General features: G+C 39.8%; 14 protein-coding genes. 7 read left to right on the top strand and 7 right to left on the bottom strand.

The window, feature by feature from the left end; all coding sequences use genetic code 11:
- The first annotated feature begins 7 nt into the window (after positions 1-7).
- The 3 genes from trpB to ACSLUK_RS17440 all read left to right on the top strand — a co-directional run bounded on the left by trpB (position 8) and on the right by ACSLUK_RS17440 (position 4329).
- A complete protein-coding gene (gene trpB, locus ACSLUK_RS17450; protein WP_448550074.1) occupies positions 8-1228 on the top strand; it encodes a tryptophan synthase subunit beta in 1221 nt (406 codons plus the stop codon).
- Positions 1228-2052: a tryptophan synthase subunit alpha gene (gene trpA / locus ACSLUK_RS17445; RefSeq protein ID WP_448550073.1), complete on the top strand. Its 825-nt coding sequence runs from the start codon at positions 1228-1230 to the stop codon at positions 2050-2052. The genes trpB and trpA overlap by 1 nt, the downstream gene beginning before the upstream one ends.
- A gap of 345 nt (positions 2053-2397) precedes the next feature.
- The gene (locus ACSLUK_RS17440; protein ID WP_448550072.1) at positions 2398-4329 is read left to right on the top strand and encodes an alpha/beta hydrolase family protein; all 1932 of its coding nucleotides are present in this window, start codon (positions 2398-2400) and stop codon (positions 4327-4329) included.
- A gap of 86 nt (positions 4330-4415) precedes the next feature.
- Here ACSLUK_RS17440 and glnS read toward each other — a convergent pair whose 3' ends face one another.
- The 4 genes from glnS to ACSLUK_RS17420 form a co-directional block, all read right to left on the bottom strand.
- Complete coding sequence (gene glnS, locus ACSLUK_RS17435) at positions 4416-6086, bottom strand: glutamine--tRNA ligase (protein WP_448550071.1); 1671 nt, start codon at positions 6084-6086, stop codon at positions 4416-4418.
- Positions 6087-6285: 199 nt separating this feature from the next.
- Positions 6286-6507, bottom strand: a complete 222-nt coding sequence (locus ACSLUK_RS17430) for a hypothetical protein (protein ID WP_448550070.1) — start codon at positions 6505-6507, stop codon at positions 6286-6288.
- Between the two features lie 86 nt (positions 6508-6593).
- A complete protein-coding gene (locus ACSLUK_RS17425) occupies positions 6594-7067 on the bottom strand; it encodes a GNAT family N-acetyltransferase (RefSeq protein WP_448550069.1) in 474 nt (157 codons plus the stop codon).
- 22 nt (positions 7068-7089) lie between these two features.
- Entirely contained in the window at positions 7090-7644 is a 555-nt protein-coding gene (locus ACSLUK_RS17420; RefSeq protein WP_448550068.1) for a hypothetical protein, read from the bottom strand.
- 153 nt (positions 7645-7797) lie between these two features.
- Here ACSLUK_RS17420 and ribA point away from each other — a divergent pair, with 153 nt between their 5' ends.
- Complete coding sequence (gene ribA / locus ACSLUK_RS17415; protein WP_448550067.1) at positions 7798-8835, top strand: GTP cyclohydrolase II; 1038 nt, start codon at positions 7798-7800, stop codon at positions 8833-8835.
- Positions 8836-9517: 682 nt separating this feature from the next.
- Positions 9518-10045 carry a uracil-DNA glycosylase family protein gene (locus tag ACSLUK_RS17410; RefSeq protein WP_448550066.1) on the top strand — a complete coding sequence of 176 codons (528 nt, stop codon included), beginning with the start codon at positions 9518-9520 and terminating at the stop codon, positions 10043-10045.
- Between the two features lie 20 nt (positions 10046-10065).
- On the opposite strand, the gene ACSLUK_RS17405 is transcribed toward ACSLUK_RS17410, so the two are convergent.
- Entirely contained in the window at positions 10066-10824 is a 759-nt protein-coding gene (locus ACSLUK_RS17405) for a substrate-binding periplasmic protein (RefSeq protein ID WP_448550065.1), read from the bottom strand.
- Between the two features lie 152 nt (positions 10825-10976).
- Here ACSLUK_RS17405 and ACSLUK_RS17400 point away from each other — a divergent pair, with 152 nt between their 5' ends.
- Both ACSLUK_RS17400 and ACSLUK_RS17395 read left to right on the top strand, forming a co-directional pair.
- Positions 10977-11732, top strand: a complete 756-nt coding sequence (locus ACSLUK_RS17400; RefSeq protein ID WP_448550064.1) for a substrate-binding periplasmic protein — start codon at positions 10977-10979, stop codon at positions 11730-11732.
- Positions 11733-11855: 123 nt separating this feature from the next.
- Positions 11856-12653, top strand: coding sequence for a hypothetical protein (locus tag ACSLUK_RS17395; RefSeq protein ID WP_448550117.1), 798 nt, complete (start codon positions 11856-11858; stop codon positions 12651-12653).
- A gap of 118 nt (positions 12654-12771) precedes the next feature.
- Here ACSLUK_RS17395 and ACSLUK_RS17390 read toward each other — a convergent pair whose 3' ends face one another.
- On the bottom strand, positions 12772-13002 hold the full coding sequence (locus ACSLUK_RS17390; RefSeq protein ID WP_448550063.1) for a glutaredoxin family protein: 231 nt from the start codon (positions 13000-13002) through the stop codon (positions 12772-12774).
- A gap of 250 nt (positions 13003-13252) precedes the next feature.
- Positions 13253-14326 (bottom strand): tetratricopeptide repeat protein, encoded by a 1074-nt coding sequence (locus tag ACSLUK_RS17385; protein ID WP_448550062.1) that lies wholly within the window; start codon positions 14324-14326, stop codon positions 13253-13255.
- Positions 14327-14832: the final 506 nt, after the last annotated feature.

Here is a 14832-nt window from a genome sequence, read left to right as displayed (position 1 = left end):
AATTATCATGAGTAATCCGAATACAAACACATCACTACCCGCCTACTTCGGTGAATTTGGCGGCATGTTCGTTGGCGAATTATTAGTACCAGCGCTCGAACAACTTGAACAGGCATACATTGATTCACAAAGCGATCCTGAATTTATCGCTGAATTTAACCGTTTGTTAGAAGAGTATGCTGGGCGCCCGACACCACTCACTTTATGTAGAAACATAGTTAAAAATCCACATGCCAAAATCTATTTGAAACGTGAAGACTTATTGCACGGTGGTGCCCATAAAACTAATCAGGTATTGGGTCAGGCATTGTTAGCAAAGCGCATGGGCAAAACTGAAATCATCGCTGAAACAGGCGCAGGCCAACATGGTGTTGCAACGGCTATTGCCTGTTCGTTATTAGGCCTCAAATGTCGCGTATACATGGGGGCAGTTGACTGTGCGCGTCAACAACCTAATGTGTTTCGAATGAAGTTGATGGGCGCTGAAGTTATTCCAGTTACGGCTGGTAGCGGCACGTTGAAAGACGCGGTAAATGAGGCTTTAAGAGATTGGTCTGCCAATTATGAAAATGCCCACTACTTGTTGGGTACGGCTGCGGGTCCTCACCCATTCCCGACAATTGTCCGCGATTTTCAAAAAATGATCGGCGAAGAAGCCAAAGCGCAAATCCTTAAACAAGAAGGCAAACTACCTGATTACGTTATTGCGTGTGTCGGTGGCGGTTCAAACGCTATCGGTATGTTCCACGATTTCATAAAAGAAGAAGGTGTTAAGCTCATTGGCGTAGAGGCTGGCGGCAAAGGTATTGAAACACATCAACACGGCGCTACGTTGGCAGCTGGAACTAAAGGCATGCTACACGGCAATTATACCTACATCATGCAAGACAGTTATGGCCAAATCGAAGAATCTTACTCAGTATCCGCAGGTTTGGACTACCCTGCGGTTGGTCCTCAACATGCATTTCTTAAAGAAACAGGTCGCGCTGAGTATGTGCCAATTAACGATGACGAAGCACTCGAAGCGTTTCAAGCGCTATCGCGCAACGAAGGTATCATCCCTGCACTTGAATCATCACACGCACTAGCACAAGCATTGAAAATGGCAGAAAGCGTAACAGAAGACACCGTTTTTCTAGTGAATTTGTCAGGCCGAGGCGACAAAGATCTTGCCCATGTTCACACCGTATTGCATCCAGAAGCACAATCAATGCAGGAGTCAAAATAATGAGTGAATTACAGACTAATCGTTATCAACGTGCTTTTGCTCAGCTTGCTGAGTCAAATCAAGGAGCGTTTATTCCCTTTGTAACAATTGGCGACCCTAACCCTGCCTTGTCACTAAAAATAATCAAAACATTAATTGATGCGGGTGCCGACGCATTAGAGTTAGGTATTCCGTTCTCTGATCCAAGTGCTGATGGCATCACTATTCAAAAAGCAGGCATTCGTGCACTTGAAGCTAATGTGAATACAGATACCTGCATTGAAATTCTAAGCGAAATACGCGCCTATGCGCCTGATATCCCAATTGGATTGTTACTGTACGGTAATCTGGTATTTGCGCGTGGCATTGACAAATTCTATCAAGATGTTGCGGCCGCTGGCGTTGATTCAGTGTTAATCGCAGATTTGCCGATAAGAGAATGTGAGCCTTTTAGAAATTCTGCAAAAGCACATGGTGTATGCCCTATTTTCATTGCACCACCTAATGCTAGCGATGAAACGTTGAAAAAAGTGGCGCAATATAGCAGTGGTTATAGTTATGTACTTAGCCGCGCCGGCGTAACAGGTACTGACACGCAAGCACAAGTGCCAGCACATGCGCTATTGGAAAAATTAAATAGCTTTCAGGCACCGCCACCGGTAATTGGGTTTGGAATTTCAACGCCTGAACATGTCAAAGCAGCACTATCTTCGGGCGCTGCGGGGGCAATTAGCGGCTCTGCCGTGGTTAAGATAATTGAGGAGAACTTAGCATCACCTGACAACATGTTGGCGAAGCTATCAGAATTTGTTACTTCAATGAAAGCTGCAACGAAAAACGGCTAATCACGCTTCGATACGTCGTACCTCCTACTCAGCGCGAACGATTAATTTATTGTGTCTGTGCTGAGTACGAGCAATTGCCCCTCAATGCGAACGTGTAAATTTAACACGCTCGCATTGAGAATTCCCTCTAAGAAAGCTAACCCACTTCTATAAAGATAGCTTTTCAAATACACCATTTCTTTACGCTATCAAAGCTTTACAAAGTCTATCAAAACCCGAAGATGTGTATCTATTATGTTTCAAAGCCGAAACATAAATTAACACATTTTTGACACTTTGAAACAAATTCGCCTATCATGTCGGAGATTAACTATAAGATTTTCAAGCCGAATGGAAAATGAAAGAATGATAAGATTCAGTATATTGTTGACATTAATTGTCACATTTTCACTACATGCAAATAAGTGGGATCATTTATTTGATCATGCACAATATCAAGACGTTAAAATATCACCCGATGGTAAACACCTAGCAATAGCAGTGATCAGTCAAGGTAAACGCAGTCTTGCATTTATGGAAACCGACACCATGAAACTAGTTGGTGGCGCAATTATGAATGGTAAAGATGAAGCAGGCACATACGAGTGGATAAATAATGAGAGAGTAGTAATAAGAATTAACCGTCGCAAGCCTGGATTTGCACAGCCAATATCCTATGGTGAACTTTACGCTGTTAACTACGACGGTAGTGATCCTAAAGTTATTTATGGTGCTCGTGCCGGTAAAGCAGTACAAGGAGGCCGTATCAAAAGAGCCACGGCTACTTATGCAGTGGGAAGCATCATCGATACACTACCAGAGGATAACAAACACATTCTAATCAAGTCGACTCCATGGAGTGACAACGGCGACAAGCTATCTGAAGTTTATAAACTAAATGTGTACACAGGTAGAACTTCACGAAAAATATCGACAGCGCCAGTTCCCTATGCGAATTTTATTACAGACACTAAAGGTAATTTAGCGCTAGCAACAGGAACCGACAGCGACAATCGAACCCAAGTCTTTTTGAAACAAGAATCAGGTTGGAAGAAAATAGCATCTGAAAAATTTGGTCGCCAATTCATCCCGCTTACTATAGACGAAACAGGACAATATCTATTTGCACTAGACAACTATAATCAGGACAAGCTTGGCTTATTCAAGTTTAATTTATCGAACACAAGTTACGAACACGTATTTTCTGATAAAGTTCGCGATATTAGTGGTGTTGAAAGAACAACCGATCAACGCAGTATTTATGCGGTAAGAGTAGATGAAGGTAAGCCTGTTTATTATCTGATTAATAAAGACAACGAAGAAGCACAAATTTTTCGATCGTTAATCGCGACATTTCCGAATTACGCAATAAGCATCAGAAATCACTCTGAAGATGGCAGTAAATATGTACTACAAGTTTCTTCAGATGCAGATGCGGGAACGTTCTATTTATTTGATAAATCACAAAATAGTATACGTGCACTGTTTAAGTTTTTCCCAAACATTGATAGCAACCAACTAGCAAGGCAAGTACCGATCCAATTTACTGCAAGTGATGGCCTTACAATTAACGGATATTTTACTGAAGCTAAATCCAAACAAGCCGATGAACCAGCACCACTAATTGTATTAGTTCATGGTGGCCCTCATGCCAGAGACAATTGGGAGTACTACCCAGAAAGATTATTCTTGGCAGAAAATGGCTACTCAGTGTTACAAGTCAACTTTAGAGGATCAACAGGTTATGGATTGGCTTATCAAGAAGCTGGTTTTGAAAACTGGGGGACCGCTATCCAACAGGATATCTACGATGGAGTACAGTGGGCGATAAACAACAAATTAGCGAGTGCTGACAAATTATGTATCATGGGCACAAGTTTTGGTGCTTACTCTGCGTTGCAGAGCATTATTAAATATCCTGACACTTATAAATGTTCTATAGCCAATGCCGGTGTTTATGATTTACCTTTACTATTTGAAGAAGGTGATATCCCTAAGAACTCATGGGGTGAAAGTTATTTAGAAATGACGCTTGGTACAAATACTGACGCACTAATTGCCAACTCGCCTAATTATCATGCAGATAAAATTAATACGCCACTATTCTTGGCGCACGGAAAAAAGGACGAACGCGCGCCATTCACGCACGCTGAGCGACTGCGTGAAGCACTTGATAAGGCAAATAAAAAATATGAGTGGTATGCAGTCAGAAACGAAGCTCACGGTTTCTTTGACCCTAAGAATCAAAAAGAATACATGAATAAAGTACTCGACTTTTTAGAAACGCACCTTAACTAGAAAGTCTTAGTTATAAAAAAAACCAATGACATTTGTCATTGGTTTTTTTTACTTTTCGCAGTATTTGCTACAGTTGTTTAACGAGACTAATCGCCGATTTTTGCCCAAGTATCACGTAATCCTACGGTACGGTTAAATACCAAATGATCTTGAGTGGCATCTTTATTATCTAAACAGAAGTAACCTTGACGTTCAAACTGGTAGGCCTGTTCAGGCTTCGCGTTAGCAAGCGCCGGCTCTACTTTGGCGTTTTCAATAATAACCAAAGAGTCTGGATTAATGACCGAATGGAAATCATCAGCGGCTGCAGGATTTGGCACCGTAAACAAACGATCGTATAAACGAACCGTTGCACTTAATGCTTGCTCTGCAGAAACCCAATGAATTACACCTTTTGGCTTTGTACCGTCAGCAGGATTCTTACCAAGCGTATCAGCATCATATGTACAATAGACGGTAGTTACTTTACCGTTTTCGTCTTTATCGCAGCGTGTTGCCGTAACAACATAAGCACCACGTAAACGAACCGCTTTATCCAACACTAAACGCTTATATTTTTTGTTTGCTTCTTCTCTGAAGTCTTCAGCTTCGATATAAAGCTCTTTACTAAATGGCACAATTCGCGAGCCTTGGCTTTCATCACTTGGGTGATTCTTTACCGTTAACTCTTCTACTTGCCCTTCAGGGTAGTTTTCTATGACCAATTTAATTGGATCAAGCACAGCCATTGCACGAGGTGCGTTATCGTTTAAATCTTCGCGAATACAAGCTTCTAATACGCCCATTTCAACGGTGTTATCCATTTTAGTCACACCGATACGCTTAGCAAATTCTCGAATAGACGCTGGGGTATAGCCACGTCGTCTAAATGCCGCAATTGTAGGCATACGAGGATCGTCCCAACCAGTAACGAGCTTTTCTTCTACTAACGCATTTAATTTACGTTTGCTCATTACCGTGTATTCAAGATTTAGACGAGAAAACTCATACTGACGTGGTTGAGATTTAATTGAGATATTGTCAATTACCCAATCATATAATCGACGATTATCTTGAAATTCTAATGTACAAAGCGAGTGAGTAATATTTTCAATGGCATCCGAAATACAATGGGTAAAATCGTACATTGGATAAATACACCACTTATCACCCGTTTGGTGGTGATGTGCAAATTTAACGCGGTAAATTACCGGATCACGCATACACATGAAGCTAGAGCTCATGTCAATTTTTAAGCGTAATGAACACTCGCCTTCTTTAAACTCGCCATTCTTCATTTTCTGAAATAGCGCTAAATTTTCTTCAACTGGCGTATCACGATAAGGGCTGTTTTTACCTGGCTCTTTCAACGTTCCGCGGTATTCGCGCATTTGTTCGGCATTAAGAAAACAAACATACGCCAAGCCTTTCTCGATCAATTCAACTGCATAACCAAATAGCTGTTCAAAATAATCTGACGAATAGCGAATGTCTCCTGCCCATTGATAACCTAACCATTGCACGTCTTTTTGAATTGAGTGCACATAATCGATATCTTCCTTTTCAGGGTTAGTATCATCAAATCTTAAATTACACAGGCCTTTATAATCCTGTGCTAAGCCAAAATTAAGGCAGATGGATTTGGCATGACCAATGTGTAAATAGCCATTTGGTTCAGGCGGAAATCGCGTCTGTACACTGCTATGTTTACCGCTATCTAAATCTGCATCGATAATTTGACGAATAAAATTAGTTGGACGGTTTTCAGCTTCCGACATGGAGAGTCTTTCCTCGAGAGTTTGGTTCTTAAAATCTTCGGTATTATGACAAAAGATTAGTTTAACATACAGCGGTATATTCGGTTGCAGAACAAATTTTTACTTTGCTCCTCCACAAACAAATGCGGTGAAAATGACAAGTAAAAGATATGTGCAATTTTTACAAGGCTAAAATTTGAATAATACCGCGTCTATACGTTTATTTTTTATTTGAATTGCGCGGCTTAGGAAGGTTTAGTTCCGGCTGGTCCTTCTCTTTGTTAGTATAAATTGTCGTGGTATGCGTTTCTTTTTCTTCATAGTTACCGGTTTCAGGGTCAACTTTCCACTTTCGTTCAACCACAGTTTCTGGTGGCGTATAAGAGCAGCCAACAATAGCTAAAGTAAGGCCAGTAATAATGGACGCTGTTGTTTTTTTCATTGAAATATCCTTAAATTCTAAACAAATGACACATTAAATTTAATTAACGGCCATTTTAACACGCAAATTCGCAAGAGTTTATTATTCTATATCGTAAGTTGCATTTCTATTAGTGAAGATTTGAACCCTGCTTTTTCGTAAGCTTTAATCGCAGCAGAATTTTCTGCATAAACATCAAGGTAGAAATCACGAATGTTTCGTTCCTTTGCCCAATCAATAAGCTTATCCAAGATCTTTTTATTAATGCCTTGCCCTCTAAATTCAGGCTCTACATACATAAAGCCTAAATAACCGTGCTTTGCATGCTTTAACGATGACTTGGATTGTCTAATATCAACATAGCCAGTTGCAACAATCTGGGATTGGCATTCACCAACCAGTAACAAAGAGCTTACATTGGCAATTAACTCAGAGAGATCGTAATACGTTACACCACTCTCACTAATCTGCTGATTGAACGGTCTCTCTGCTTCAACCACTTTTTGCTCTAACCCCAACAAAGCTTCAATATCGCTAGGCGTTGCCTCTCGATACATAACGTTTTGAGTTTTGTTCATCATATCTCGCTCACCAGCATTTGGCTTATTGTAAAAAATCTTGTTCTGTGTTCAAAGCGCACTGTTCAATCGGCTTTGGCGGTGACTTTCGTTCTTTGAGCCAACACTCTTCATACACAGAGCAGTAACACACAGAAATGTTTATAGGATGTAAAATTTCCATTACTTCACCGCTCATTTTTGATGAACCATTACGGATTTCCAATGCTATTATTTTTTTGTCAGCAGGTAACACGATTTGTGAGATACTGTTAGTTGAAACATTAATGGACTCTCGCTTTAGCTTAGTAACAGCGATCAATTCTTCCCATGTCTTAAGGTGCTTACCGTTCAATTCAAATTGTACGCTTTTAACAATGGCAGGGCCAATACCAGAATTGCTCATGTTTATACTAAAGGCTGAACCATCATCATTATTGGATAAATGAAAGTTCAATTCGATTCTAGGCCAAACAGAAGCTCTGGCGTACGTTCTATCTGTGTAAGCAGAGTACACGCCAACGATTACTGCCACTAAGCTAACGACTAGCGCGCTAAGCCCAATTACCATTTCGGGCGACATCCATGATTTTTTGTTCAAAGTAACCTCTTAAAAATTAATACGATAGTGAAAATTCTCTCGAATGTGTCAGTTTAATCAGCTGTGGCTAATCAAACAAGCACTAACTACATTGGACAACAGACTAATAAACTCTACACTTAATGAAGAGTCTACTGGACATAGGACAAGGACATGAACAAAGATGTGTTGTTTTACGAACCCAACGATAAATATGGCTACCTTTCAAATTTTGCTCCTTACCCCATTTCATTTGAGAACAGCCATTGGTTAACCACAGAACATTGCTATCAAGCGAGCAAATATAAAGATCCAAAAATCATTGAAGAAATCAGAAACGCCGCAAGCCCTGAACTAGCTTTCGCGATTAGCCGAAAATATGCGGCACAAGAACGCCCTGACTGGAAAGATATTCGATACGATAGAATGTTTGAGATAGTCAAAGCAAAATTCGAGCAACACAAAACACTCGCTTACTATTTAGTATCCACTAAAGACTGTGTGATCAAAGAGCATTCGCATAAAGATAGCTACTGGGGTGACGGTGGTGATGGTAATGGCCAAAATATGCTAGGTAAAATCCTAATGACTATTAGAGAGTCATTACTTCAAACCGTGCCATTTACCGACTTGCAGTACGTTGAATCAACTAAATTGCCAACCCAATATGGTGAATTTGTCATGCACGGGTTTATTGAGCCTCAAAGCGGACAAGAACATGTTGCATTAACATTGGGAAAATGGGAACGAAACGAGCCAGTACTTTTGAGGTTACATTCAGAGTGTTTAACAGGAGATGCATTTGGCAGCCTACGCTGTGACTGCGGCCCTCAACTAAGCCAGGCACTAGAGAATATAGCCAACAACGGTTCTGGCGTTTTGTTTTACTTACGTCAGGAAGGTCGCGGAATCGGGTTGCTGAACAAAATAAAAGCGTATCACCTTCAAGACTGTGGTGCCGACACCGTAGAAGCCAATACTATGCTAGGATTCGCTCCAGACCAACGTCGGTACTCATTTTGCCGAGGAATCTTCGAGTTTCTAAATATTTCTCGTGTTGAACTGATGACCAATAACCCGGCGAAAATATCAGCAGTGCAAGATTTAGGCATAGAAGTAGTCAACAGGATACAAATTGAGTTAGGCCAGAACGAACATAACCACGCGTATTTGGCGACAAAACAGAAGAAAATGGGACATATGTTCCGCTAGCATAAGTGTAAGTGTTATTTTACTTATCACAATTAGGCATGGTTTTAGTTCAATCAAGGGCGGGCAACCGCTCTTTTGCTGTGATTATCTCTTAGGTTATTCAATGATAATCAAAAACAGCCTCTTAATTGAAGTGGCGGCAATTTGACGGTATTTTTACGTCACCGACACTACAAATCTAACGATAGACTCTTAGTTTATTTATCCGAGTAGAAAGTGGCCATCGAGTAGGGTTTGCTTCTTTAAGAGCTTTAGCTAAGTTCTTTAAAATGGATGTAGATCAACTTGAACAGGAGCTCTATTCAATGGACAAAATCATCTCTGAATACAAAGATTACCCATTGTGGCTGCGACTATACATCGGCAGTGGTTGGTTTTCAGCGACGCGACAAGAACTATTACGCAAAATGTAGAATCTAAGCGTAGATATTTCAAAGAGAAGCCGCTAGTTAGCGGTTTACCTAGAGACGAAGAAAAAAAACTACTTGCTCAGACATTCTAATTTAAGGCAGACGTAAAGTTTGTTGCGCTTTACGTCGCATATTCTTATTCGCTAACGAGAGCTATTCCTAGTGCGATCAGATACAATCCCCAGAGCTGTTAAAAAATATTGTTCATTTGACTCCTTATGGAATTGCTCGATCGAATAAGAAAATGTCAGTTATGTAAGACAAGTTTGCCTATGGCGCCACGCCCTATTCTGCAAGCCTCCTTTCATAGCAAGATACTCATCGCAGGCCAGGCTCCCGGCATAGTGACCCACGAAAAAGGTATCCCTTTTGATGATAAGAGCGGCGAACGTTTACGAGGCTGGTTGGGCGTCGATAGAAATCAATTCTATGATGCTGAACTATTCGCCATAGTCCCTATGGCCTTCTGTTATCCGGGTAAAGGAAATTCCGGCGATCTGCCACCACCCGCAATTTGCGCGCAAACTTGGCGGAAAAAGTTACTCGCACAACTCCCTAATATTGAACTGACATTAATTCTAGGAAAATACGCCGCCAACTGGCACCTACACACAAATTCATCAATATCAGCATTAGCAAGCAACTGGAAACAGAATTTAGCCGGCAATTATATGGTATTGCCACACCCAAGCCCAAGAAACAACCGTTGGCTTAAGAATAATATCTGGTTTGAACAAGAGGCTGTGCCGTCATTGCAAAAGACAATATCGAAAATCATTGAATCAAGCGACCTAAAATAAACAACGACAATATTGCAACTTCAATTGTAGGGTTCAATCGACGTTGGGCATTGCACGCATTTTCTAAATACATTTGAAATATACTCAATAAATCCCCTATCACTTTCTTTGTTCGCCGCTATATAGAAATCAAAAGATAGTTCTTCAAAATAATAGACATACTTAAATTTCGATGAAGGATAACCAGTACTTTCTAGCGATGGCTTCAATCCAGCAGCAGATATTGGATAAAAATCGACCCTGCCAATATCAAGCAAGCGCAGTGCCTGCTCTGTATCATTTACAAAAATAATATTCTTATCGGGTATTAATCCCAAATCCAAAAAATAGTCCAGACTTGCTTCAGCCCTTTTCAACGCAATCACATAGTTTATTAGCTCACTAGGGTGGCTAATAATATCGTTGTTTTCACTCAAACCGAGTAATTTAGTATTCACTCGGCCTAGGCGCGCAATCCAATAAAAGTGTTTCTCTCTGTCTGGAGTACGAGAAATCGAATATATCAATGCATTTGGCTTTAATCTAATCAGGTTTAGCGCCCTTGCCCAGCGCATTGGCTGGATATCGTACGCTATTTTGGCTTCGTCAAAGGCAGCTTTAACTTGATCTGTTGCAGGACCTGTTAATTGCCCCTGCTCGTTTCTAACTTGAAACGGTGGCCAAATTTCAGAGTAAATTTGTACTGGTAGGTAATGCTCAAAAAGTACTTTCTCAGCAGAAACATGCCTTATAGTAAGGAATAAAAAAAATAAACCAACAACACAATATCGATTTTTCATACGTAGTGAATTAAGTGATCACACCAACTTAACTATAATCTACTAAGCACTATTTTTCTCGGTTAGCGCTATATTATCTATTGAGAAAACTTTGATATCCTTTCATAAAATTGAACTATAATCATATAGTTGCAGTAATAGAGATTACTACCTTGATTAAATTTTTCTTTGCCATGCTAAGTTGTTATTTGTTCAGCGCCTCGTTGATTGCTGCTACCGATAACGAATTACGTATAGTGACAGAGCATTTTCCACCGCTTCAAATCTCAGACAAAAAGAACAATAAACTCGAAGGAATGGCAGTAGATGTCATGCGAGAATTATTAACACACACGCAATATAGCCCTGAAATAGAAGTGATTCCTTGGGCGCGCGCCTACGAGTTAGCATTAGTCCGCCCAAACACTTTGATATTCACTATCATCCGCACTGAAGAACGAGATCCTCATTTTAAATGGGTTGGTTCTATCTCTCCTATTGGTGTCAATTACATTTGGACGCTAAAATCGCGCACAGACATACACATTGAGAATTGGCAAGATGCCATAAAGTACAATGCAGTAGCCCAACGTTACGGTGCGCAATCAATTAAACTAAAGAATCACGGCTTCCAAGAACAAAAGAATCTGTATCTCACGACAACATACGGGCAAGGCATTAAGATGGTGCTAAATCAAAGAGCAGACTTCTTTTTAGGTAGTGACTTCCTTGCGGGGCTCTTCCTTCGAGATTTGAAAATCGATAAAAGTCAATTCAATAAACTCATGCCACATAGTCAAGACAATTCGTTAAATATAGCGTTTAACAAACAAACGCCTGACAGTGTAGTTAATGAATTTAGGCAAGCTTTAGAACAAATGAAACAAAATGGCAGCTTAGAAAAAATCGTAGAAAAATGGACTAAGTAATTGCGTCTATTAAACGAACATAAAGCAGATACGTCAGTTAAAATTGTTTTCAGTAACGCATATAAAATGTTACTTTAGCTAGCAACAAAGCCGTGCGATTAATAAGACTAGATTCGATTTATGCTGTTATCTCTATTCAAACAACAACCCTGCCTAGATGACTCAACTACTCTTTGGGTTTTAGATGCGTATGAATGGGCGTTGAGCAATTTTGATTGTGAAACATTTAAACAAGACACGCAGCTTATTTTACCAACGAGCGAATTTTATCCTGGTAAAGTCTCAAGTATTGAAGAAATGGCACAAAATGTTTTTGATAAGACATTACACTATGCCGGTATGGGAAATTGGCCGATTAAATTAGTGCCACCTGCTGCCTACCATCAAAACCCACAATTTCATAATATGCCAAAACTACAATTTAGCGGCGCTCTTCGCGGTGAGAGTGTGGAAGTTTACAGTGCAGACTATAGTCACACTGCTAGCAACACGATTTATGTCAGCTACAACCCCAATCAAATAAACCAACCACAAGATTTAGTAGCATCTTTTGCGCAAGCATTTGCTGCTATCTTAATTGCACAGCGTGGAATACTACCTCCTGGTGGTGAACAGTTTATGCCACAAGCTATCGATTTAGTCGCAAGCTTTATGGGCTTTGGTGTGATGTTCGCCAATACAGCCTATCAATTTAAGGGCGGTTGCGGCAGTTGCTATAACAAATACGCGAATCGCGAAGCGGCATTACCAGAAAATGAAATGGTTTACTGTTTGGCTATGTTTAGTATATTAAAAAACATCCCCGTCAAACAGGTAACACTACACTTAAAGTCACACTTACGCAGTGGCTTTAAAAAAGCCTATAGGGAACTAGAAAATAAGCGAAAGGCACAAGAGTTGCCGTTACTTGCTTTAGTTTAGCTTACCGACCAGTGGAACGACTATTGAGACTGTTGATAGCCTTTTGATTATCTGAATTAAAATCAACGCTGTTTTAATGTAAACCTGGCCCCATTTAATCACTATTTAATCAACTTATCTAATTGTTGCCGTAGAGTTTTTTAAAGTTTTTCAGGTTCCAACCGATCATAACATCGTTACCAATTTTCAGTACCGGAACCGAACGCGCACCGATTGCATCCAGCTCTTTTCGACCACGCTGCATTTTGGCATTAGTTAATCGATATTGAATGCCATTATCATCTAAGTACTTTTTCGCTTCTCGACAGTGAGAGCATTTATCTGAAATATATAAAACAACACGTTTCATGATTGGCCTATCAAAAGTTGTAAGGGTAGTTATTTTACTGAAATCACTTGGACAACAGAAGTATATTGATAAACATGTAGTATTTTCTGCTGTTACTTTGCATTAGAACACATTAATTTGGGTTAGATGCTGTTGAAATAGCCCAAGCATTAACAATCCAAGAGTAATTTTTATCAAATTAGGGGTTATTAGAAAGCAGCAGTGAGGGTATTTAATATCACCGTCTGCTTTTATTCACATAGCTAATCGTTTAATAAATAGTGAAGCTAGCACCTGCTTCTTTTAACGCTTGGTAAAAATCTTCAATCTGGCACTCTTCTTCTAATTGGCAAATTACGCGGTATTTTTCAATCGCTGGCTGGTGGCCTTGCTTTGCTGCTTCAAATAGCCAATATACTGCTGTTTGAATATCTTTGTGTCCTTCAATCCCTGATAAATACAGTTCAGCTAAATTCGTTTGTCCAGGTGCATAACCTAACTTTGCAGAGCGCTTTAATAAGGCAAACGCTTTATCAAACCGTTCTTCCAAGTACGTTGCTTTCAAAAAAGCCAAGGCTTGTGTATTTTCCCGTTTACCTGGTACAAATTGCCACTTTTCCTTAACGACTTCGAGCTGACTGACCACATTACCATCAATCATATAAGCAGACATATTCTGGCCGATGTAACCGTGCTCAGGCCTAACAACGCGATAAATAAAACCTTGTTGAAACAGCTTATCTAATTCTGCATAAGAGAAGTTGTGCCGTTTTTTCTCAAAATAGTCATCACGTGTTGTGTGACTCATGCTAACACCAGTGTTTAACGAAGACTTTAGCGGATAGAAATAGTTTCCATAGACAAGAGAAATCGTGCCCCCAGTTATATCAACTATTTTCGCCACACGATATTTGTGATCTGGACGAATCCCCCCCACTGATTTTTGATAATCTAGATAATAAAAATCGTAAACCTTAGGCTCGCTAATATGCGAGTGGCTTTGACGGTGCAGTTGTTGCTCTTCTGAAAAATAAAAACTTAAAAATACAACAATCAAAAAACTACCGGTAAAGGTACTTAATAAACGTAACTTATCAAACAGCGCTAGAACAAAATTTGAAAAAATTAGCTTTAAATCAGAGGATTTACGAGAGACATCAGTCACATTTTGGCATTGTAAACAATGGACTTGCGTATTACGTTTAACGGGAAATATGGGTAAGTACTCAAGAAAATAATAACCGTAAGTGATTATCGAGTTAACATTGTGAATATGACCACCGCAACAGGCACACTGCAATTTATCTGTTGTCCCTAAACATAATGTCGATTCTCGGTAATCCATATGCCAACCTGTTATTAACTCCACTTGGCTTATTTTTATAGCATTTGTTTATAATTCAAACAAGTACAAATACTAACCCCTTCGTAAATAATACTATTTTCTTGAGATATTAATCTTTAACAAATTTTAGATTCAAGGTGGGACAATAAGCAAAAAGTTAAAAAAGTCGATGACAAATAAACCTCCAAAAGAACGTAACACGTTAAAACCTTTGAGGACTCCTTATTGATAATTTACCTTTTTATATAGCGAAAAAAGGCAGTCAAGCAAGAGGCGAAATAGGCCACCCATAACGTGCAGAATTAGGCCACCCAGGCGAAATAGGCCACCCATAACGTGCAGAATTAGGCCGCAGAATTAGGCCACCCATAATTCATACTGTAGTGGTCAAGTAAAATTGGCCACGGTTTTATAGTTTTCCCAGTATCTTTTTTCAGATTCGTTTGGAGTTAAGCCTCCGTTGTATTGATGCGGTCGCAATTGATTATAGTAACCCACAATATATC

It is taken from the genome of Thalassotalea fusca, assembly GCF_053485835.1.
The sequence above is the reverse complement of the archived record's forward strand: the minus strand, read 5'-3'. Positions and strand labels throughout refer to the sequence as shown.

Excerpts from the sequence above, each read along its gene's own strand:
- ACSLUK_RS17430 (WP_448550070.1), bottom strand. The coding sequence starts at position 6,507 with ATGAAAAAAACAACAGCGTCCATTATTACTGGCCTTACTTTAGCTATT.
- ACSLUK_RS17390 (WP_448550063.1), bottom strand. The coding sequence starts at position 13,002 with ATGAAACGTGTTGTTTTATATATTTCAGATAAATGCTCTCACTGTCGA.
- ACSLUK_RS17405 (WP_448550065.1), bottom strand. The coding sequence starts at position 10,824 with ATGAAAAATCGATATTGTGTTGTTGGTTTATTTTTTTTATTCCTTACT.
- ACSLUK_RS17385 (WP_448550062.1), bottom strand. The coding sequence starts at position 14,326 with ATGGATTACCGAGAATCGACATTATGTTTAGGGACAACAGATAAATTG.
- trpA (WP_448550073.1), top strand. The coding sequence starts at position 1,228 with ATGAGTGAATTACAGACTAATCGTTATCAACGTGCTTTTGCTCAGCTT.
- ACSLUK_RS17425 (WP_448550069.1), bottom strand. The coding sequence starts at position 7,067 with ATGATGAACAAAACTCAAAACGTTATGTATCGAGAGGCAACGCCTAGC.
- ribA (WP_448550067.1), top strand. The coding sequence starts at position 7,798 with ATGAACAAAGATGTGTTGTTTTACGAACCCAACGATAAATATGGCTAC.
- glnS (WP_448550071.1), bottom strand. The coding sequence starts at position 6,086 with ATGTCGGAAGCTGAAAACCGTCCAACTAATTTTATTCGTCAAATTATC.
- ACSLUK_RS17410 (WP_448550066.1), top strand. The coding sequence starts at position 9,518 with ATGGCGCCACGCCCTATTCTGCAAGCCTCCTTTCATAGCAAGATACTC.
- ACSLUK_RS17440 (WP_448550072.1), top strand. The coding sequence starts at position 2,398 with ATGATAAGATTCAGTATATTGTTGACATTAATTGTCACATTTTCACTA.
- trpB (WP_448550074.1), top strand. The coding sequence starts at position 8 with ATGAGTAATCCGAATACAAACACATCACTACCCGCCTACTTCGGTGAA.